The sequence below is a fragment of the Microbulbifer sp. ARAS458-1 genome (genome assembly GCF_045348205.1).
Taxonomy (GTDB): Bacteria; Pseudomonadota; Gammaproteobacteria; order Pseudomonadales; family Cellvibrionaceae; genus Microbulbifer.
Genome location: NZ_CP155838.1, coordinates 1,434,417 through 1,454,354, shown reverse-complemented (window position 1 = coordinate 1,454,354; position 19,938 = coordinate 1,434,417). Strand labels below are relative to the sequence as shown.

The 19,938-nt window shown below is 59.0% G+C and carries 19 protein-coding genes; 7 read left to right on the top strand and 12 right to left on the bottom strand.

Going from position 1 to position 19,938, the window contains the following annotated elements; all coding sequences use genetic code 11:
* Window positions 1-52: 52 nt before the first annotated feature.
* From cgtA to rplU, 3 genes are all read right to left on the bottom strand, one after another.
* On the bottom strand, window positions 53-1,258 hold the full coding sequence (gene cgtA / locus AAFH99_RS05910; RefSeq protein ID WP_043320844.1) for an Obg family GTPase CgtA: 1,206 nt from the start codon (window positions 1,256-1,258) through the stop codon (window positions 53-55).
* A 102-nt stretch (window positions 1,259-1,360) separates the two neighbouring features.
* Window positions 1,361-1,618: a 50S ribosomal protein L27 gene (rpmA, locus tag AAFH99_RS05905; RefSeq protein ID WP_010132157.1), complete on the bottom strand. Its 258-nt coding sequence runs from the start codon at window positions 1,616-1,618 to the stop codon at window positions 1,361-1,363.
* A gap of 31 nt (window positions 1,619-1,649) precedes the next feature.
* Window positions 1,650-1,961 (bottom strand): 50S ribosomal protein L21, encoded by a 312-nt coding sequence (rplU, locus tag AAFH99_RS05900; RefSeq protein ID WP_010132159.1) that lies wholly within the window; start codon window positions 1,959-1,961, stop codon window positions 1,650-1,652.
* Between the two features lie 283 nt (window positions 1,962-2,244).
* On the opposite strand from rplU, the gene ispB reads away from it, so the two are divergent.
* Window positions 2,245-3,207: an octaprenyl diphosphate synthase gene (gene ispB / locus AAFH99_RS05895; RefSeq protein WP_043320842.1), complete on the top strand. Its 963-nt coding sequence runs from the start codon at window positions 2,245-2,247 to the stop codon at window positions 3,205-3,207.
* 508 nt (window positions 3,208-3,715) lie between these two features.
* Here ispB and AAFH99_RS05890 read toward each other — a convergent pair.
* Entirely contained in the window at window positions 3,716-5,065 is a 1,350-nt protein-coding gene (locus tag AAFH99_RS05890) for a phosphomannomutase (protein WP_406828927.1), read from the bottom strand.
* A complete protein-coding gene (gene galU / locus AAFH99_RS05885; RefSeq protein ID WP_043320839.1) occupies window positions 5,066-5,902 on the bottom strand; it encodes a UTP--glucose-1-phosphate uridylyltransferase GalU in 837 nt (278 codons plus the stop codon).
* 298 nt (window positions 5,903-6,200) lie between these two features.
* On the opposite strand from galU, the gene fabA reads away from it, so the two are divergent.
* Window positions 6,201-6,725: a 3-hydroxyacyl-[acyl-carrier-protein] dehydratase FabA gene (gene fabA / locus AAFH99_RS05880; RefSeq protein WP_043320837.1), complete on the top strand. Its 525-nt coding sequence runs from the start codon at window positions 6,201-6,203 to the stop codon at window positions 6,723-6,725.
* Between the two features lie 76 nt (window positions 6,726-6,801).
* A complete protein-coding gene (gene fabB / locus AAFH99_RS05875; protein WP_406828926.1) occupies window positions 6,802-8,025 on the top strand; it encodes a beta-ketoacyl-ACP synthase I in 1,224 nt (407 codons plus the stop codon).
* 95 nt (window positions 8,026-8,120) lie between these two features.
* Here the strand turns inward: fabB and AAFH99_RS05870 are convergent, their stop codons facing one another.
* The 4 genes from AAFH99_RS05870 to AAFH99_RS05855 form a co-directional block, all read right to left on the bottom strand.
* A complete protein-coding gene (locus AAFH99_RS05870; protein WP_406828925.1) occupies window positions 8,121-8,969 on the bottom strand; it encodes a sugar nucleotide-binding protein in 849 nt (282 codons plus the stop codon).
* A gap of 16 nt (window positions 8,970-8,985) precedes the next feature.
* On the bottom strand, window positions 8,986-9,552 hold the full coding sequence (ssb, locus tag AAFH99_RS05865) for a single-stranded DNA-binding protein (RefSeq protein WP_406828924.1): 567 nt from the start codon (window positions 9,550-9,552) through the stop codon (window positions 8,986-8,988).
* Window positions 9,553-9,798: 246 nt separating this feature from the next.
* Entirely contained in the window at window positions 9,799-10,971 is a 1,173-nt protein-coding gene (locus AAFH99_RS05860; RefSeq protein ID WP_406828923.1) for an MFS transporter, read from the bottom strand.
* Between the two features lie 129 nt (window positions 10,972-11,100).
* On the bottom strand, window positions 11,101-12,504 hold the full coding sequence (locus AAFH99_RS05855) for a mannose-1-phosphate guanylyltransferase/mannose-6-phosphate isomerase (RefSeq protein ID WP_406828922.1): 1,404 nt from the start codon (window positions 12,502-12,504) through the stop codon (window positions 11,101-11,103).
* A gap of 150 nt (window positions 12,505-12,654) precedes the next feature.
* Between AAFH99_RS05855 and uvrA the strand changes: the two genes are divergently transcribed.
* Genes uvrA through AAFH99_RS05835 form a run of 4 tightly spaced genes read left to right on the top strand, consistent with a single transcriptional unit; the run spans window position 12,655 to window position 17,950 of the window.
* Window positions 12,655-15,480, top strand: a complete 2,826-nt coding sequence (uvrA, locus tag AAFH99_RS05850; RefSeq protein WP_406828921.1) for an excinuclease ABC subunit UvrA — start codon at window positions 12,655-12,657, stop codon at window positions 15,478-15,480.
* Window positions 15,481-15,519: 39 nt separating this feature from the next.
* Complete coding sequence (pxpA, locus tag AAFH99_RS05845; protein ID WP_043320827.1) at window positions 15,520-16,272, top strand: 5-oxoprolinase subunit PxpA; 753 nt, start codon at window positions 15,520-15,522, stop codon at window positions 16,270-16,272.
* Entirely contained in the window at window positions 16,263-17,021 is a 759-nt protein-coding gene (pxpB, locus tag AAFH99_RS05840; RefSeq protein WP_406828920.1) for a 5-oxoprolinase subunit PxpB, read from the top strand. Before pxpA ends, pxpB begins: the two co-directional genes overlap by 10 nt.
* Complete coding sequence (locus AAFH99_RS05835) at window positions 17,018-17,950, top strand: biotin-dependent carboxyltransferase family protein (RefSeq protein ID WP_406828919.1); 933 nt, start codon at window positions 17,018-17,020, stop codon at window positions 17,948-17,950. Before pxpB ends, AAFH99_RS05835 begins: the two co-directional genes overlap by 4 nt.
* A 49-nt stretch (window positions 17,951-17,999) precedes the next feature.
* On the opposite strand, the gene AAFH99_RS05830 is transcribed toward AAFH99_RS05835, so the two are convergent.
* The 3 genes from AAFH99_RS05830 to AAFH99_RS05820 form a co-directional block, all read right to left on the bottom strand.
* Entirely contained in the window at window positions 18,000-18,260 is a 261-nt protein-coding gene (locus tag AAFH99_RS05830) for a YeaC family protein (protein ID WP_043320824.1), read from the bottom strand.
* Between the two features lie 119 nt (window positions 18,261-18,379).
* Complete coding sequence (gene rplQ, locus AAFH99_RS05825) at window positions 18,380-18,772, bottom strand: 50S ribosomal protein L17 (protein ID WP_010133817.1); 393 nt, start codon at window positions 18,770-18,772, stop codon at window positions 18,380-18,382.
* A gap of 123 nt (window positions 18,773-18,895) precedes the next feature.
* A complete protein-coding gene (locus tag AAFH99_RS05820; RefSeq protein ID WP_043320823.1) occupies window positions 18,896-19,900 on the bottom strand; it encodes a DNA-directed RNA polymerase subunit alpha in 1,005 nt (334 codons plus the stop codon).
* Window positions 19,901-19,938: the final 38 nt, after the last annotated feature.

Here is a 19,938-nt window from a genome sequence, read left to right as displayed (position 1 = left end):
GCCCCTGAGGTCAAATCCTCACACAGGATTTTGCGCTACAGGGGCAGACTACTTAGGGACGATATTCTACATCGACGTCGTAGTCATCGTCGTCCCAATCTTCGTCATCCTCACCAGATTCTTTCGCTGCTTTACGCTTGGCACGCTGGGCCTCGCGCAGGTGGTCGATGCGCTCGCGGGCTTCCCGCTGCATCTGGCGCTGGGCTTCCTGTTCGGCTTCGAACAACTCGCCGTCGCGCTCCTCCTGCTCCTTGATATCCTCCAGGTAATCCATCAGCTGGCCGGACAGCACATCGGTGCCGTCGCCGCGAATGGCCGCCACCCGGAATACAGGCCCCTGCCAGCCCAGCGCATTGACCACCGACTGGCAGCGCTCTTCCAGCTCGTCCGCCGGCACCAGGTCGGTCTTGTTCAGCACCAGCCAGCGCTCGCGCCCGGCCAGTGTCGGACTGAAAGCTTCCAGCTCGCGCTCGATCGCCAGGGCGTTCTGCGCGGGATCGGAGCCGTCGAACGGGGCCAGGTCCACCAGGTGCAGCAGCACACGACAGCGGGTCAGGTGCTTGAGGAAGCGGATACCCAGGCCAGCACCCTCCGCGGCACCCTCGATCAGACCGGGAATATCGGCGATCACAAAGCTGCGGTATTTCTGCACCTTGACCACACCGAGATTCGGCACCAGAGTGGTAAACGGATAATTCGCCACCTTGGGCTTGGCGGCAGACACCGCGCGAATAAACGTGGACTTGCCCGCATTGGGCAGACCGAGCATGCCCACATCCGCCAGCACCTTCAGCTCCAGCTTGATGTTGCGGCGCTCCCCCTCACTGCCCGGCGTAGTCTGGCGCGGGGCGCGGTTAGTACTGGATTTGAAGCGGGTATTGCCGAGGCCGTGCCAGCCGCCCTGAGCAACAAGCAGCTTTTCACCGGGTTCCAGCAGGTCGCCGAGAGTTTCGCCGGTATCGACATCAATCGCGGTGGTTCCCACCGGCACCTTGAGCACCAGATCCTCACCCTTGGCGCCAGTACAGTTGCGACCACGACCGGCCTCACCGTTCTGGGCCTGATAGTTGGGCTGATAGCGGTAATCCACCAGGGTGTTCAGTGACTCATCGGCCACCAGATACACGGAGCCGCCGTCGCCACCGTCACCCCCATCGGGGCCACCTTTGGCGACAAACTTCTCGCGCCGGAAGCTCAAGCACCCTTTACCGCCGTTGCCGGCCTGCACCGTAATCGGCGCCTCATCTACAAATTTCATGTCTCTACTTACCGGGTTGTCCGGTCTTCAGTGTAATTTGCGGCTGATCAATACAAAAAAGCCCCGCGAATGCGGGGCTTTTCGATCGGGCGTAATGACCGCTTAGGCTGTTTCGATGGAAACAAACTTGCGGTTGTTGGCGCCTTTCACCTCAAACTTCACAACGCCATCGGCAGTCGCGAACAGGGTGTGATCTTTGCCCATACCAACGTTAACGCCAGCGTGGAACTTGGTGCCACGTTGACGAACGATGATGCTGCCTGCGGAAACCGCTTGGCCGCCAAAGCGCTTAACGCCCAGGCGTTTACTTTCGGAATCGCGACCGTTGCGCGTACTACCGCCAGCTTTCTTGTGTGCCATGAGTAGCTACTCCTCTTCTATTACCTGGTGATTAGCCTTTGATGCCAGTGATTTTAACTTCGGTGTACCACTGACGGTGGCCTTGACGCTTCATGGAGTGCTTACGACGACGGAACTTGATGATCCGTACTTTTTCGCCGCGGCCGTGGCTCAGCACTTCTGCAGTCACCTTGGCACCTTCCACTACCGGGGCACCGATGTTGATGGTGTCACCGTTCACTACCATCAGAACCTTGTCGAAATCGACAGATTCGCCAGTAGCGACTTCAATTTTTTCCAGGCGCAGTACTTCGCCTTCCTCTACACGGTGTTGTTTGCCACCGCTTTCGATAACAGCGTACATATTTCTATGCTCCAAAATGGACGACACGAAGCAGCGGCCTGGTCAGATTAAAAATGACCGGTTAGCCAGCATTTTGGGAGCTTGCGCCGTTGATGATTGATACTTCTTCCCCGCTCATTGTGCCGCCCAGAGGACAGACCGGGTTCAAGCGGGGCGCAGATTCTAATCAATTCGTCCGATTGATACAATAGTGCACTTTTCCGACAGGCTTCCTTTCCGCCCGGGGCCAAAACCGCTAGGCTTGCCGCCGTAAACCGATACAGAGAAGTATTAAGGACCCTGCATGTTGCCCTTTCATCAGGTAGCCGCGGACGACTTCGCCGCCGTCAACCAACATATCATTGATCAACTGCACTCAGACGTTCCCCTGGTGGAGAACATCGGACACTATCTGGTCGAGGCGGGCGGCAAGCGTTTGCGCCCGCTACTGGTGCTATTGTGCAGCCGCGCCGCAGGCTACCAGGGCAGCAAACATATCACCCTGGCGGCGATTATCGAGTTTATCCACACCGCGACCCTGCTGCACGACGATGTGGTGGACACCTCGGACATGCGCCGCGGACGTCTCACCGCCAATGCCCAGTGGGGCAATGCGCCGGCGGTGCTGGTGGGGGACTTTCTCTACTCCCGCGCCTTCCAGATGATGGTGGCATTGCGGGATATGGACATCATGTCCATCCTGTCGGATACCACCAATACCATTGCCGAGGGCGAGGTACAGCAGCTGGTGAACGCGGGCGATCCAGCGGTCAGCGAAGAAAACTACCTGACGGTTATCCACAAGAAGACCGGTGCCCTGTTCGAGGCCGCCTGTGAGACCGCGGCAGTACTGGCCGGCTGTACTGACGACGAACGGGAATCCCTGAAACTGTACGGCCGCCACCTGGGTTCCGCGTTCCAGCTCGTCGACGATGCACTGGATTACCGGGGTAATTCGGAAGAGCTGGGCAAAAATGTGGGTGACGACCTGGCCGAGGGCAAACCCACCCTGCCGCTGATTTACGCCATGGCGAATGGCACAGCGGAACAGGCGGCTCTGGTGAAGGCAGCCATTGAGCAAAAGAGTTCGGAGAAACTCACCGAGATCGTGGCGGCCATCGAGAATTGTGGCGCTCTGGATTACACTTTTGATCGGGCGAGGAAAGAAGTGACGCTGGCTCTGGAAAAACTGGAGTTTTTGCCAGACGGTGAGCACAAAACTGCACTCAGGCAGCTTGCGGAGTTTTCGATTCAGCGGACTACCTAACCAAAAAGCCCTGGAGTTATTCCGGGGCTTTTTGATTCTGGGGTCTTTTTATTCCCACAGTGGCGGCGCGGCACCGGGTGCGGGTTTTCAGGACCACTGTAAACCCCCGCAAGCGGGGCCGGCCGCCAATCAGAGATTGGCGTCGTTCGGCTGCGCGCGAAGCAGTGCTTCGCAAACGCTTGCCTCACCCCTAGGCGCTGCGTCGCAAACATCCTGTTTGCGACGCTCCTGAAAACCCGCACCCGGCACCCCGCCTTAGCATCGACTTTTTACTTCGCAACACCAACCCACTACCAACCAGAGGTTGGCCAACATACAAAGCTGCAATGCGAAGGCCCTGCTATCGGGTACTGCCTTGCGAGACCTTCTAAAACAGGGACGTTTTAGAAGAGCCCCCATGGATGGGTTCACGGCGTGTCTCGCAAGGCAGTACCCGATGGCAGGACCGCCACTAAGCCCCGCTACAAAGTGCAACAGGGGTTACAACGAAGCACCAGCCCAGAACCCACTACCTGCGAATCAGACCCAGCAACTCTTCAGTCTTGGCCTTCATCAACGCCTCATCCCCACGGGATTCAACGTTCAGACGCACAACCGGTTCGGTGTTGGACATACGCAGGTTGAACCGCCAATCATCAAAAGCAACGCTCAGGCCATCCACGTATTCGACGCTGTTAGCGTCGCCTGCATATTTTGCTTCCGCCGCCTTTAACAGGGCTTTGGGATCTTCCACTTTGGAATTGATCTCGCCACTGCAAGGGAAAGCGGCCATGCGCTCACCCACCAGCTGGGACAGAGACTTGCCACTGCGGCTTACCAGTTCGGCCACCAGCAACCACGGGATCATGCCACTGTCGCAATAGGCGAAGTCGCGGAAATAGTGGTGCGCGCTCATCTCGCCACCGTAAATGGCATCTTCCTTGCGCATCCGCTCTTTAATAAACGCATGGCCGGTTTTGCTCTGTACCGGTTCACCGCCCGCCGCTTTTACGATGTCTTCGGTATTCCAGGTCAGGCGTGGATCGTGGACGACATTGGCACCCGGATTTTTGAGCAGGAATGCCTCCGCCAGCAGGCCGACAACGTAGTAACCTTCAATAAAGTTGCCGCTTTCATCAAAGAAGAAGCAGCGATCAAAGTCACCATCCCAGGCAATGCCGAAATCCGCACCGCTTTCACGCACGGCGGCGGCAGTGGACTCGCGGTTTTCCGGCAAGATCGGGTTGGGGATACCGTTGGGAAAAGTACCATCGGGCTCGTGGTGCACGCGCACAAACTCGAATGGCAGGTGAGGTGCCAGCGCATCCACCACGCTACCGGCACCACCATTACCGGCGTTGACCACCAGCTTCAGCGGTTTCAGCTCGGCAACATCCACATAACCCAGCAGGTGTTTCACGAAATCGTCGCGGTGCGCAAAGGTGTGCATTTCTCCGCGCTTTTCCACTTCACCAAAATTATTTTCTTCAGCGAGCTTTTTGATATCCAGCAGGCCGGTATCGCCACTGATCGGGCGGGAGCCGGCGCGCACGAACTTCATACCGTTGTAGTCCATGGGGTTGTGGCTGGCGGTCACGCAGATGCCGCCATCAAAGTCGCCATGGAAGGTAGAAAAATAAATCTCTTCGGTACCGCATTCACCAATGTGGTAAACGTCGGCGCCAGCATCGCGCAGGCCATTGGCCAGGGCATCGGTCAGCTCGCTACTGGTCAGACGGATATCGTGACCGACCACGACGCGACGGGCGTCGAGGAATTGCGCGAAGGCGCGACCTACTCGATAAGCGACATCCGTGTTCAGCTCATCCGGCACCCGGCCGCGCAGGTCATAGGCTTTAAAACAGGTTAACTCAGACATTCAGCCACTCTCCCCGGGCAGATAAATATTTTGATATACATGGTTGGTGGCTTCGATAAAGCCATCCACCGAGCCGCAGTCGAAGCGGCGGCCTTTAAAACGGTATGCAAGAACACAACCACGTTGGGCCTGCGTCAGCAACGCATCGGTAATCTGCACCTCACCGTTTTTGCCCGGCGGTGTCTCGCGAATCAGGTCGAAGATATCCGGGGTCAGCACATAGCGGCCGATAATCGCCATATTGCTCGGCGCGTCTTCGGCCTTGGGTTTTTCCACCATATCGGTGACCTGGTAGAGGCCGGGCTTGATTTCATTGCCGGCAATGACGCCGAACTTGTGGATATGCTCTTTGGGTACTTCCTCAACGGCGACGATACTGCAACGGAACTGCTTGTACAGCTGCACCATCTGGCCCAGTACACCGAGATCCTCATTCAGGCAGAGGTCATCCGCCAGCACCACGCCGAAGGGCTCATCGCCGATCAGCCGCTGGCCCTGGAGGATGGCATCACCCAGACCGCGCATCTCCCCCTGGCGGGTATAGGAAAAGCTGGCACTGTCGATCACCTGGCGCACACAATCCAGGTAGCGCTCCTTGCCGGTGCCGGCAATCTGGTGTTCCAGCTCAAAATTGGTATCGAAGTGATCCTCGATGGCGCGCTTGCCGCGGCCAGTTACAAACCCGATCTCGGTCAACCCGGCCTCAATGGCCTCCTCCACCCCGTATTGCACCAGGGGCTTGTTGACCAGGGGCAGCATTTCCTTGGGCATGGCCTTGGTGGCGGGCAGAAAACGGGTGCCGTAGCCGGCGACCGGGAAAAGACATTTTTTGAGCATGACACTCCCCTCATTAATATTCGTGCCTGGGAACCTTTGGCAGACTCTGGCCATTTCCCGAAACGCCGAAAGTTATCACAATTTTGTTGCAACATTCAGGTGCAATCTCCCGCCAGCCAGCATCCGGCGCAGCGGCCGGGCAATCTGGCAAGATGTCCGGAGTTTCAAGCCACACAAGGTTGGTCAAGGGCTAATTGGGACAGTTCCAGTCACAAAAAGGGTTATGACCGACTGGACAAGGACTCCTTAGCGCTTAGAATGCCGGCTCGTGTAAGAAATACCCAGAATCGGGGACCCAATGAGTAATTTCGTTCAAAAAAGCAGCTACACCCGTGAAGAACTCCTGGAATGCAGCCAGGGCAAAATGTTCGGCCCGGGCAATGCCCAGCTGCCTGCTCCCAACATGCTGATGCTGGATCGCATTACGCACATTGCCAAAGACGGCGGTGAATTCGGCAAAGGGGAGCTGATCGCCGAACTGGATATCACGCCGGACCTGTGGTTCTTTGACTGTCACTTCCCCGGCGACCCGGTCATGCCCGGCTGCCTCGGCCTCGACGCCATGTGGCAGCTGCTCGGCTACTTCCTGGCGTGGAAAGGCAACCCCGGCCGCGGTCGCGCCCTGGGCTGTGGTGAGGTGAAATTCACCGGTCAGATCCTGCCGACCAACAAAAAAGTGACATACCATATTCAGATGAGCCGCCTGGTTGAGCGCAAGCTGGTGATGGGCATTGGCAATGGATCGGTATCCGTCGATGGCCGTGAGATCTACACCGCCAAAGATCTGCGCGTGGGCCTGTTTACCCGTACCGACAACTTCTGATCGGATAAGTAATCCATCAAGCGTCTGTCACATAAAACAATAACAATTCACACAACAAGTTTTACTGGAGATCACTATGCGCCGGGTAGTCATTACCGGAATGGGCATCACTTCCTGTATCGGTAACAACACGACAGAAGTGCTGGCCTCCCTGAAAGCCGGCCGCAGCGGCATCCGCACCATGGATGAATACGCCGAGCTGGGTCTGCGCAGCCAGATCGCCGGTGTGGTCGATATCGACTTCAAAGAGCATATCGACCGCAAGCACCTGCGGTTTATGGGCGATTCCGCGGCCTACGCGTACATTTCCATGGCGGAAGCCATCGCAATGGCGGGCCTGGAAGAATCCGATGTATCCAACCCGCGTACCGGTCTGGTGATGGGTTCCGGTGGCACTTCCACTGCAGCCATCATCGAGTCGGCCAATATCCTGAAAACCAAGGGTGTGCGCCGTGTAGGTGCTTACCGGGTACCTCAGGTCATGGGCAGCACCGTGTCTGCGTGTCTGGCCACCCCGTTCAAGATCAAGGGGGTGAACTACTCCATCTCTTCCGCCTGTGCCACTTCCGCACACTGTATCGGCAACGGTGCAGAGCTGATCCAGATGGGCAAGCAGGATTTGGTATTTGCCGGTGGCGGTGAAGAGCTGGCGTGGAGCCTGACACACCTGTTTGACGCCATGGGCGCCCTGTCCTCCAAGTACAACGATGCCCCCACTACCGCATCGCGCCCCTACGATGCAAACCGCGACGGCTTTGTCATCGCCGGTGGCGGCGGCTGTGTAGTGCTGGAAGAGTACGAGCACGCCAAGGCCCGCGGCGCCAACATCATCGCCGAACTGGTGGGTTACGGTGCCACCTCCGACGGCTATGACATGGTGGCTCCGAGCGGTGAAGGTGCAGCGCGCTGTATGCAGCAGGCACTGGCGGGTATGGACGGCAACGGCCTGGAAGGTGGTGTGGACTACATCAACACCCACGGCACCTCCACTCCGGTGGGCGATGTGGCCGAGTTGCGCGCAATGAAGGAAGTGTTCGGTGACAAGGTGCCGGCATTTGCCTCCACCAAGTCCCTGACCGGCCACTCCCTGGGTGCCGCTGGCGTTCAGGAAGCCATCTACTCACTGCTGATGATGCAGAACGACTTTATCGCCGCCTCTGCCAATGTGGAGTCTGTGGATGAAGCTGCGGAAGGCCTGGATCTGGTGACCGAGCTGCGGGAGACCAAGGTCAACCGCGCGCTGTCGAACTCTTTCGGCTTTGGTGGTACCAACGCCAGCCTGATCTTCGACAAGATCTGACTGCTTGCCGGGCAGTGTCCGGCAAGCAGAACGAAAAAGGGCGAATCCCGTGGGATTCGCCCTTTTTCGTGGTTGGAGCTCAGCAAGCAGTGCGGTCAGGTCGCGCGCTTCTGCAATCGCTCGAGCCACAACTCCACCTGCCGGGTCAGCCCCTGGCGCCAGCTGCGCTGCTGGATGCCAAACACATCGCGCAAGCGCTCGCAGGACAGCACCGAAGAGCGATCCTCCTCACCCGGTTCCAGGGTAACCAGCTCCGCAGCAAAGTCCTCCCCATAAAGGCTGCGCACCCGGTCCACCACCTCACGACCAAAATCCATGGCGGTACAGGTGTCGGCAGAGCCGTAGTGATACAGGCCGGATTTTGGTGCGCCACTGGCCAACTGCTGGGTAACCGCCACAGCAACCCGTACCAGATCCGATACGGTTACCGGATTTCCCCGGCTGACATCGTCAAGAGACACCGCACGTCCATCCAGCAGCGTGCGCAGAATTCGGCCAAGCAGAGCATCTTCACTGCGATCCACCTGCCAGCCCAAACGCAGGATACTGGCGTTTTCCAGCCGGGACAGGATCTGCTCGCAGGCGAGCCAGTCCTCACCTCGCTCGGAAAGTGGAGCGGGCTCCGCTTCTTCGTCGATTTTTTTGCCCCGCACACGGCCAAATACGCCGTAGGAGGACAGGTGCAGTACCGCATGACTCGGTTGGTTTAACAGCGCCTCACACACTGACTTGGCCTCCCTCATCCGGGGGCCGCCGGCACAGCTGGCAGCGTTCACAACGATCGGCCTGACACCGCTAGCGAGTCCGCTGGCAACAAACTGCTCCGCCCCGAGTAGCTGCACCCGGAAGCCCACTTTCTGCAGTCCCTTCTGCAGGGCGCTGTCCAGCGCATTACCGGCACCAATTACAGCGACCGTATCCGGGGTATAGCCGGTGTGATGCATCGCAGTTCAGATCCGTTCAGAAGGGGATGTCATCGTCGAAGCTGTTGTCAAAACCACCCGCCGGCGGCTGGTTTGAAGGTTTGTTCTGCGCCTGGCCGCCCTGCTGGGAAGGCGCCATCGGAGAAGGTGCGGAGCGCCCCTGGGAATATTCATCCTGGTAGCCGCCCTGATCCTGGGCATAACCGCCCTGGTTCTGCTGCTGGAATCCACCGCCCTGATTCTGCTGGTAGCCACCCTCACCCCGGCTGTCCAGCATCTGCATTTCAGCGGCAACGATTTCGGTCGTGTAGCGATCCTGACCAGAATTCTTGTCCTGCCACTTGCGGGTGCGCAGAGAACCTTCCAGGTATACCTTGCTGCCTTTGCGCAGGTATTCACCGGCGATTTCCGCCAGGCGGCTGAAGAACACCACGCGGTGCCACTCAGTCCGCTCCTGCTGCTGGCCGCTCTGCTTGTCCTTCCAGGTCTCGGAAGTGGCCACAGTGATATTGGTCACGGCTCCGCCGCTCGGCATGTAGCGGGTCTCCGGATCACCACCCAGGTTGCCCACCAGGATTACTTTGTTCACGCCTCTGGAAGCCATGTGCCTCTCCTCTCTGCCGCCCCCGATATCACGGGAGCTCTCATGTTCAAGATAAAGTTAAGAATTCTGACGGAAATTCAGCGCTCGCGGCCCTCGTGCGGAACGATCTTCCAGGACCTTCCCGGGGCACTGAGCGCCGCCAGCAGTGTATTTATATCCAGCAGGATACAACACTCGGCAGGGCGCCGTCACCGCCGCAGCGGCCGACCTGTCGGACACAACGAAGGAATGAGCGGAATCGCGGAGTCAGGCGCTTGCAACAGGCACCCGGGTACCCCGCAGCTGCCACCAACTGATGGACCAGACCACCAGCACCCCGAGAATGAAAGTGGCCACCAGCCCCGCGCCACCCTGCCCATAAAGGATGCCAGCGATGCTGCCACCGGCAAAGGCACCGAGGAACTGGGCAGTGGCATAGAAGCCGGTAGCGGCGCCGCGACACTCCTCCGGAGCCACCCGGGTAAGCTGCGCCGGCAGCAGGGCCTCCAGCAGATTGAAGGCGAGAAAGAACAATCCCAGACAGACCACAATCCAGCTTCCCTGCACCGAGGGCATCAGAGCCACACCGCCAAATACCAGTCCCAGCAAGGCGAGGCGCATGGCCGCAGGTACCTGCTGGCGCTTTTCCGCCATGCGCATCAGCGGCAGCATGACCACAAAGGCACCCAGCATTAGTGGCGCATAGAGCTTCCAGTGCTGCTCGCTGGGCAGTTGCAGCTGCTCCACCAGCAACAGCGGCAGCGGGACGAACAGAGCGGTGAGCAGCAGGTGCAGAAAAAACACCCCACACACCAGGCGCCACACGGAACCCTCGGCCAGCAATTTCGAAAAGTCACCGGATTGGGGGCCACGGCGCTCTTTGCGCTCCGGATTCGGTACCAGCCGCCACACCAGCAGCATAGCGAGAAGGGCCAATACGGCGGTCAGCCAGAAGATGGCCGACAGGCCACCGACGCCCGCAACGAGCGGCCCCAACACCACGGCCAGCACAAACGCCACGCCAATGGACGCGCCGATGACTGCCATCGCCTTACCGCGGTTTTCGTCCCGGGTCAGGTCGGCAGCCAGGGCCATGGTTGCCGCGGCGATGGCGCCGGCCCCCTGCAGAAGACGCCCGGCAATCAGACCGAATACGGAGTCCGTAGCGGCCGCTACCACACTCCCCAAAGCAAACACGACAAGCCCCAGGAAGATTACCGGCTTGCGACCCCAGCGGTCACTCAGCACCCCCAGGGGGATCTGCAGAATCGCCTGGCTCAGTCCGTAAGCCCCCAGCGCCAGTCCGAGAAGAGCCGGCGTACTGCCCACATAATCACTGCCATACAGGGACAGTACCGGCAGTACCATAAACAGGCCGAGCATGCGGAAAACATACAGTGAAGCAAGACCGGCGAGTGCACGGCGTTCGGTGGAATTCATTCAAAAAATCCGGACACAGAAAATATCGGCGCGCATTGTACCAGCGCTGGCCGCAAGGAAAGATCCCCCGGCGACCAAACCGCAAGATAGTTCAAGACTATTAGTACGAGACAGTGGCTGGACGGCGCCTCAGTCGCGCCCGTACTGATCCTCGAAGCGCACAATGTCGTCTTCGCCGAGATAGCTGCCGGACTGGACCTCGATCAGCTCCAGGGGGATGGCGCCCGGGTTTTCGAGGCGGTGCACCACCCCGAGAGGGATAAAGGTCGACTCATTCTCGGTCAGCAACAGCTGATCGTCGCCGCGGGTCACTTTTGCAGTGCCACGCACCACGATCCAGTGCTCGGCGCGGTGGTGATGCATCTGCAGGGACAGCTGACAGCCGGGTTTGACGACGATGCGTTTGACCTGAAAGCGGGGGCCGGCAACGATGGAATCGTAATAACCCCAGGGGCGAAACACCTTGCGGTGATTCTCCGCCTCGCGGCGCTCGCTCCGCTTGAGCTGTTCAACCAGCTTTTTCACGTCCTGCACCCGTGATTTGTCCGCCACCATCAGTGCATCGTCGGTGTCGACCACCACCAGGTCCCGGACACCGAGCACACCGATCAGACGATCGCCGCCGTGTACCAGACAACCACTGGCATCTTCGGTAAGCACATCCCCCTGCAGCAGGTTGTCGCACTCGTCTTTCTGAGCTAGCTCCCACAATGCGGACCAGGAGCCTACATCGCTCCACCCGGCCTGCATCGGCACGACCGCCGCCGACTCGGTCTTCTCCATTACCGCATAGTCCACCGAGTCAGAGGGACAACGGGCGAACAGCTCTGCATCGACACGGGTAAAGTCGAGATCCCGTGCGGCGCGGGAAAAGGCCGCGCGACAGATTTCCAGCATCTCCGGCTGGAACTGTGCCAGCTCCTCCAGAAAACGGGAGGCACGGAACAGAAACATGCCACTGTTCCAGTTGTACTCGCCGCTGGCGAGGTATTTCTCCGCGGTGGCCAGGTCCGGTTTTTCCACAAACTCGGCCACACCCCAGCCGCCCTCCAGGCTCTCACCGCTGCGGATATATCCGTAACCGGTCTCGGCACAGGTGGGCACGATACCAAAGGTCACCAGGCGCCCGGACTCCGCAAGCGGCGTTGCCGCGGCCACCGCCGCCTGAAAGGCCGTCTTATCGGCAACCGCGTGATCTGCCGGCAACACCAATAGCAGTGGATCCCGCTCGTTTTCCAGGGCGGCCAGGGCCGCCAGCGCAATAGCCGGTGCGGTGTTACGTGCGCAGGGCTCTAACAGAATCGACTGAGCCCCGCGCCCCACTTCCTGCAGCTGTTCCGCCGCGGCAAAGCGATGCGCTTCGTTGCATACGAGTATGGGAGCCTGCACCTGCGCAAGCCCGTCCAGGCGCAGGGCAGTCGCCTGTAACAGCGTCTCACTGCCGATCAGGGAGAGAAACTGCTTCGGGTAAGCTTCGCGGGAAAGGGGCCACAAGCGCGAACCAGTGCCACCACACAAAATAACGGGGATCATGATTTCCGCATCCACAACAGACGGTTTTAAGTTCAGATGGCCGGGGATTTTGGCACAACGGCGCCGCACATTATACTTGACCGTTTGCGTCCGCCGGGTTCCGGTTAACCCGACGCGCAAGTCACACCAAATACCGATACAGGAACCCGAGTGGACACGATTTACGTCAGGGGTGCCCGCACCCACAATCTGAAGAATATCGACCTGGATATTCCCCGCGACAAACTTATTGTGATTACCGGCCTGTCCGGTTCTGGTAAGTCCTCACTCGCCTTCGATACCCTGTATGCCGAGGGCCAACGGCGCTATGTAGAGTCGCTATCCACCTACGCGCGCCAGTTCCTGTCGATGATGGAAAAGCCGGATGTGGACACGGTAGAGGGCCTGTCTCCGGCCATCTCCATTGAGCAGAAGTCCACCTCCCACAACCCGCGCTCCACTGTGGGTACCATCACCGAAATCTACGATTACCTGCGCCTGCTGTTTGCCCGCGTCGGCGAGCCTCGCTGCCCGGATCACCACGTACCGCTCCAGGCCCAGACCATCAGCCAGATGGTGGACCATGTGCTGGCGCTGCCGGAGGGCACCAAGGTCATGCTGCTGGCGCCGGTGGTAAGGGACCGCAAGGGTGAACACCTGCATGTGTTCGAACAGTTGCGCCGGGACGGCTTCGTACGGGCGCGCATCAATGGCACCGTGTGCGACCTCGACGATACCCCGAAGCTGGACAAGCGCAAAAAGCACAGCATCGAAGTGGTGGTGGACCGCTTCAAGGTACGTGATGACCTCCAGCTGCGCCTGGCGGAGTCCTTCGAAACGGCACTGAACCTGACCGACGGTATCGCCGCTATCAGCTTTATGGACGGCGACCGCGACGACCACCTGTTTTCCGCCCGCCACGCCTGCCCGGTGTGTGATTACTCACTGGACGAACTGGAACCGCGCCTGTTCTCCTTCAACAACCCGGCCGGTGCCTGCCCCAGCTGCGACGGCCTCGGCGTTAACCAGTTCTTCGACGAAGACAAGGTAATCCTGGACCCGGAAAGCAGCATTTCCGAAGGGGCCATCCGCGGCTGGGACAGGCGCAATATTTACTATTACCACATGCTCGACTCCCTTTCCGAGCACTACGGCTTTGACCTGGACAAACCGTGGAAAAAGCTCGCAAAAAAATACCGCGCGGTAATCCTGCACGGTAGTGGCGACACCCCGATCGATTTCAGCTACGTGAACGACCGCGGCGATATCACCGTACGCCGTCATACTTTCGAGGGCATTATCCCCAACTTCCAGCGCCGCTACCGGGATACCGAATCCCAGTCGGTGCGCGAGGAGCTGGCCAAATATCTGAGCACCCAGCAGTGCCCCGAGTGCCACGGCACCCGCCTGCGCCGGGAAGCCCGCCATGTATTTGTGGATAACCGCACCCTGGCGCAGATCACCGAACTGCCAGTGGGCGATGCGTTTGAATACTTCGCCGACCAGCTCAAGTTCCAGGGCGCGCAGAAAGAAATCGCCGACAAGATCCTCAAAGAACTGCGCGATCGCTTCCGCTTCCTGGTGGATGTGGGACTGAATTACCTGACCCTCAACCGCAGCGCGGAAACCCTGTCCGGCGGCGAAGCCCAGCGCATCCGCCTCGCCAGCCAGATCGGCGCCGGCCTTGTGGGCGTGATGTATATTCTCGATGAACCCTCCATCGGCCTGCACCAGCGGGACAACGAACGTCTGCTGAATACCCTCACCCACCTGCGGGATATCGGCAACACCGTCATCGTGGTGGAGCACGACGAAGACGCCATCCGCGCAGCAGACTTTATTGTGGATATCGGCCCCGGTGCCGGCGTACATGGGGGCGAAGTGGTTGCCGCCGGCACCCACGACGAGATTGCGGCTTGTGAGCGCTCGCTGACCGGCCAATACCTCTCCGGCACCAAACAGATTGCGGTACCGAAAAAGCGCAATCCCGCGGGTGAAGATTTCCTGCGCATCAAGGGTGCCACTGGAAACAACCTGAAGAATGTAGACCTGGAAATTCCGGTGGGCCTGTTCACCTGCGTCACCGGTGTATCCGGTTCCGGTAAATCCACCCTGATCAACACTACCCTGTATCCCCTGGCGGCCACCGCCCTGAACAAGGCCACCACCCTGAAAGCTTCACCGCACAAGGCGATCGAGGGGTTGGATCATTTCGACAAGTGCGTAGACATCGACCAGAGCCCGATCGGGCGCACTCCGAGATCGAACCCCGCCACCTACACGGGTATTTTCACTCCTATTCGCGAGCTGTTTTCCGGCACCCAGGAAGCCCGCTCCCGGGGCTACAAGCCCGGCCGTTTCAGCTTCAACGTCAAAGGCGGCCGCTGCGAAGCCTGTCAGGGTGATGGCGTGATCAAGGTGGAGATGCACTTCCTTCCAGATATCTACGTGCCCTGCGATACCTGTAAAGGCAAACGCTACAACCGCGAAACGCTCGAAGTTCAGTACAAGGGTAAAAGTATCCACGAGGTACTGGAAATGACAGTAGAGGACGCACGGGAGTTTTTCGACCCGGTACCCTCGATCGCCAAAAAACTGCAGACATTGATGGACGTGGGCCTTTCCTATATCAAGCTGGGTCAGGCAGCGACCACTCTGTCCGGTGGTGAGGCGCAACGGGTAAAGCTGTCCCGCGAGCTGTCGAAGCGGGACACCGGCAAAACCCTGTACATTCTCGACGAGCCCACTACCGGCCTGCACTTTGCCGACATTCAGCTACTGCTCGATGTGTTGCACCGACTGCGCGACCACGGCAACACCATCGTGGTGATCGAACACAACCTGGATGTCATCAAGACCGCGGACTGGATTGTGGACCTAGGCCCGGAGGGCGGCTCCGGCGGTGGTGAAATCATCGCCACCGGCACACCGGAGCAGGTGGCCAAGGTAAAAGGTTCCCATACCGGGCGCTTCCTGAAGCCCATGTTAAAAAAGTAGAACTCCACGGCACCACCACAACGGCACGGAACGCAAACAGTGAAAACCGTAGACATCAATTGCGATCTTGGCGAGGGAGAAGACCAGCTGCATTGCGCGCGAGATGCACACATCATGAGGTATATCTCCCGCTGCAATATCGCCTGTGGTGGTCACGCCGGCAACGCCGAAACCATGCGGCTATCACTGATCAATGCGCGCAGACACCAGATCGCCGCCGGAGCTCACCCGGGCTATCCGGACAGGAAGAACTTCGGCCGCATCTCCCTGAAGATGCCACGACAGGCATTACTGGCTTCGGTGCAGGAGCAGATTCAGGCGCTGCAAAGCCAGGCACGTGAGGAACAGTTTGCACTTACCCACATCAAACTGCACGGCGCCCTGTATAACGACGCCGAAACCGATGACACCCTCGCCGACGACCTTGTGCGTATGTTTAGCCGGGCTTTTCCCACGCTAAACATACTTGCCCTCGCCAATGCAGCCGTTGAACGGGCAGCGCACAGACACGGTTACCCTGTGCTGCGTGAAGGTTTTATGGATCGCCGCTACCTGAACGACCACCAGCTGTCGCCCCGCAGCATGCCCGAAGCCGTTATAGAAGATTTTGATCAATGCCTTGAGCAGGCACTGGCGCTCACCGCGGGCACCACCTTTCCCTCGATCGATAAAAAGCCGTTGCGATTTACCGTCGATAGTATCTGCCTGCACGGGGATAACCCCCACGCGGAATTGATTGCACAAAACCTCCAGCAGGCGCTGCAGCGCGCCGGGTACAGACTATGCCGGTAGCAAGGAGGTTTGAGGTACTGCCAAATGGCGACGCGGCCTTCGATATCCGTTTTTCAGCCGAGCCCAGTGAACAGCTCAGTGAGACCATCATTGCCCTCGCCGAGGCTATCGAAAAGGCGCCCCTGGATGCCGTCACCGAGCTGGTCCCAGCCTACCAATGTCTCACCGTATGCTTCGATCCACTGCACCTGACCGAAACCACTGGATTGCTGGACGCGCTGGTGTCCCTGACCCAGACGGCGTTGATACACCCGAGGTCGATTGCCGGCACCCGCAACCTGATCCGCATTCCCGTGTGTTACGACGAGAAGTTTGCACCGGACTTACCGGCACTGTGTGCGCAGTCCAGGCTCACCGCTTCGGAAGTCGTCGCCCTTCACACTGCACCGCAATACCTGGTGCATATGCTCGGGTTCACACCGGGCTTCCTTTACCTCGGCGGACTGGATACTGCGCTGCACTGCCCACGCAAAGCGCGACCGGCACTCAGTGTGCCGCCTGGCTCTGTGGGAATCGGCGGCCAGCAGACTGGTATTTACCCCCAGGCCACTCCAGGCGGCTGGCAGATTATCGGCCGCACGCCGATGGCACTGTTTCGGCCAGATCAGGCGCAGCCGTTTATTGCCCGCCCCCTGGACCGGGTCAAATTTGTGCAGATAAGCACGCAAGAATTTGCGCAATTCGACCCGCATTCCGAGCCAGAAAAAATGCCACTCAGCGCGCTTTCCACCAGGGGAGTACAGCAGTGACCCTGCGCGTTTTGAAACCAGGCCTGCAGACCACTGTTCAGGATGCGGGGCGCCCCGGCAACCTGCGATGGGGCGTGGCGCGAGGTGGCGCGGCGGATACTTTTGCCATGGCCCTGGCCAACCTGCTGCTCGCGAACCCGTTATCACATCCCTGCCTTGAGGTCGCCCTTACCGGCCCGGAGCTGGAATTTACCTGCGAGCTCTCCATTGCCATTTGCGGCGCGGAATTCGATCTCCTTCACAATCGCACGCCAGTGGGCAACGACCAGGTACTGCAGATGCGCCCCGGCGACATCCTCCGATTCGGCGGACTCCGATCGGGGGCCCGTGCGTACATTGCTCTCGCAGCAGAGCTTGCCATCGACCGCCGTATGGGAAGCCTTTCCACACATGTGATTTCCGGATTTGGCGGATTTGCGGGACGCGCGCTGCAAGCTGGCGATCAGCTGCCTCTGCGCAACTGCCGAATCGCAAAGACTCGCAGCCTACCGGGCCCGTACCGCCTGGATTACAGGAGCCGACCGCTGCTACGCACTGTTGACGGTGTCGAGGCACACTGCTTTTCAGAGAACGCCCGGCAGCAACTCGGTGCGGGGAACTTTACCGTCTCCCCCCAGAGCAACCGCATGGGCATCCGCCTGAACGGCCCACCCCTACCCCAGGAGCGCGCGCCGCAGCAGGTGTCTTCCGCTTTGTGCCCAGGCACAATCCAGGTACCGCCGAATGGATTGCCCATTATCAGCTTTGTGGAAGGTCAGACGATCGGCGGCTACCCACGTATCGCCCATGTCATCAGTGCCGACGTCCACCGGCTTGGTCAGTTGACGGCTGGAACACCACTGAACCTGGAAACGATCGATGCAGAGGTAGCACGGCAGATCCAGCGCGAGAAAGCCAGTCTGCTGATGAAATTACCTGACCTGCTGTAAGCCCCTACGCAGCGGGTACACCATGCCTCAGGCAAAAAATGAAGAGAGCCTAGGATTTCACCCAGGTGACCGTTTCCTCTACGTCTGACTTATCCGCACAAGGAGTCGCTTTGGGAGGCACATAACCAACTCGCTCGGTGGGTGCCGCGTATTGCTGCTCCCAGTAGGCTATCGCTTCAGCGCAGAGTGATTTTTGCTCCCCGGTCAGCGCAACGCCGTTTGGCCACTTACCCAATTCGATGGCGCGCTTGAGGCTACCGACAATCTGCGGGTTGAGCGCTTTCAATAAATCATCCAGAGACTGAAACATCAGAGGCTAATCTCTTTACAGAAAATCATGGAGCGGATAAAAGAAAAGCCGGTCAATGACCGGCTTTTCCATGCCCGGAACCCGCTGATACGAGTTCCGAAAACCCAAAACAAAATGCTTTAGGCTTCTGCAGCTTCTGCAGTCTCGTCCGCAACTGGACGATCCACTAGCTCAACGTAGGCCATTGGAGCTTTGTCGCCTGCACGGAAACCGCATTTCAGAATGCGGATGTATCCGCCCGGACGGGCTTCGTAACGGGGACCCAGTTCGTCGAACAGCTTGCGCACAGCATCCTTGTCACGGATACGGGCGAAAGCCAGACGGCGGTTAGCAACACTGTCTTTCTTGGCCAGGGTGATCAGCGGCTCGGCAACGCGGCGCAGTTCTTTGGCTTTCGGCAGTGTGGTTTTGATCAGTTCGTGCTCTACCAGAGAAGCGGTCATGTTCTTGAACATGGCCTTGCGGTGAGAGCTGGTACGACTGAATTTACGGCCACTATAGCGATGACGCATAACTCAATTCCTCACGACTTCAATTGCTTTCTCAGCAAGTCGTCTGTGAGTGGTATCTGCTAACGACACACACCACTCGGGTTTCTCACATGGCGTGGGTGAATCACCCGCACCACAAACGCTTTACAGGGGGCTCAGCTTGCTGTCGCCCTTGAGGCTGGCCGGCGGCCAGTTCTCGAGGCGCATGCCCAGGGACAGACCACGGGAGGCCAGAACGTCCTTGATCTCGGTCAGGGACTTCTTACCCAGGTTCGGGGTCTTCAGCAGCTCCACTTCGGTACGCTGAATCAGGTCGCCGATGTAGTAGATGTTTTCCGCCTTCAGACAGTTGGCCGAACGTACGGTCAGCTCCAGGTCGTCAACCGGGCGCAGCAGCACCGGATCAACTTCCTCTTCCTTGGCTTCTGGCGCTGCATCCTTCTCGCCTTCCAGGTCCACAAACACTGCCAGCTGTTGCTGCAGGATGGTGGCGGCGCGACGGATGGCTTCTTCTGGGTCCAGAGTACCGTTGGTCTCCAGATCCAGAACCAGCTTGTCCAGGTCGGTGCGCTGCTCCACACGCGCGGATTCCACGCTGTAGGAAACACGGCGAACCGGGCCGAAAGAGGCGTCCAGTTGCAGACGGCCAATAGCGCGGGTCTCTTCTTCGTCTTCACGACGCGCATCGGCGGGCTGATAGCCACGGCCACGCGCTACGGTCAGACGCAGGTTGAGTTCCACGTCGCCAGTGATGTTGGCGATAACGTGCTCAGGGTTCACGATTTCAATGTCGTGGTCCACCTGAATATCACCAGCGGTAACCGCGCCTGGGCCTTTCTTGCTCAGGCTCAGCACTGCCTGGTCCTTGCCGTGCATCACCACCGCAATTTCCTTCAGGTTGAGCAGGATTTCGATAACGTCTTCCTGTACACCCTCGATTGCGCTGTACTCGTGCTCAACACCGTCGATCTCAACTTCAGTGACGGCGCAGCCTGGCATGGAGGACAGCAGGATGCGGCGCAGTGCGTTGCCGAGAGTGTGGCCGAAACCACGCTCCAGCGGTTCCAGAACCACTTTGGCGTGATTCTGGTTGTACTCGGTGACGTCAATACGACGAGGTGTCAAAAACTCGTTGACAGCAGTCTGCATAGCCATACCTGTATTACAGTTTTATTCCTTAAATGGAA

Excerpts from the sequence above, each read along its gene's own strand:
- cgtA (WP_043320844.1), bottom strand. The coding sequence starts at position 1,258 with ATGAAATTTGTAGATGAGGCGCCGATTACGGTGCAGGCCGGCAACGGC.
- rpmA (WP_010132157.1), bottom strand. The coding sequence starts at position 1,618 with ATGGCACACAAGAAAGCTGGCGGTAGTACGCGCAACGGTCGCGATTCC.
- rplU (WP_010132159.1), bottom strand. The coding sequence starts at position 1,961 with ATGTACGCTGTTATCGAAAGCGGTGGCAAACAACACCGTGTAGAGGAA.
- ispB (WP_043320842.1), top strand. The coding sequence starts at position 2,245 with ATGTTGCCCTTTCATCAGGTAGCCGCGGACGACTTCGCCGCCGTCAAC.
- AAFH99_RS05890 (WP_406828927.1), bottom strand. The coding sequence starts at position 5,065 with ATGTCTGAGTTAACCTGTTTTAAAGCCTATGACCTGCGCGGCCGGGTG.
- galU (WP_043320839.1), bottom strand. The coding sequence starts at position 5,902 with ATGCTCAAAAAATGTCTTTTCCCGGTCGCCGGCTACGGCACCCGTTTT.
- fabA (WP_043320837.1), top strand. The coding sequence starts at position 6,201 with ATGAGTAATTTCGTTCAAAAAAGCAGCTACACCCGTGAAGAACTCCTG.
- fabB (WP_406828926.1), top strand. The coding sequence starts at position 6,802 with ATGCGCCGGGTAGTCATTACCGGAATGGGCATCACTTCCTGTATCGGT.
- AAFH99_RS05870 (WP_406828925.1), bottom strand. The coding sequence starts at position 8,969 with ATGCATCACACCGGCTATACCCCGGATACGGTCGCTGTAATTGGTGCC.
- ssb (WP_406828924.1), bottom strand. The coding sequence starts at position 9,552 with ATGGCTTCCAGAGGCGTGAACAAAGTAATCCTGGTGGGCAACCTGGGT.
- AAFH99_RS05860 (WP_406828923.1), bottom strand. The coding sequence starts at position 10,971 with ATGAATTCCACCGAACGCCGTGCACTCGCCGGTCTTGCTTCACTGTAT.
- AAFH99_RS05855 (WP_406828922.1), bottom strand. The coding sequence starts at position 12,504 with ATGATCCCCGTTATTTTGTGTGGTGGCACTGGTTCGCGCTTGTGGCCC.
- pxpB (WP_406828920.1), top strand. The coding sequence starts at position 16,263 with ATGCCGGTAGCAAGGAGGTTTGAGGTACTGCCAAATGGCGACGCGGCC.
- AAFH99_RS05830 (WP_043320824.1), bottom strand. The coding sequence starts at position 18,260 with ATGTTTCAGTCTCTGGATGATTTATTGAAAGCGCTCAACCCGCAGATT.
- rplQ (WP_010133817.1), bottom strand. The coding sequence starts at position 18,772 with ATGCGTCATCGCTATAGTGGCCGTAAATTCAGTCGTACCAGCTCTCAC.
- AAFH99_RS05820 (WP_043320823.1), bottom strand. The coding sequence starts at position 19,900 with ATGCAGACTGCTGTCAACGAGTTTTTGACACCTCGTCGTATTGACGTC.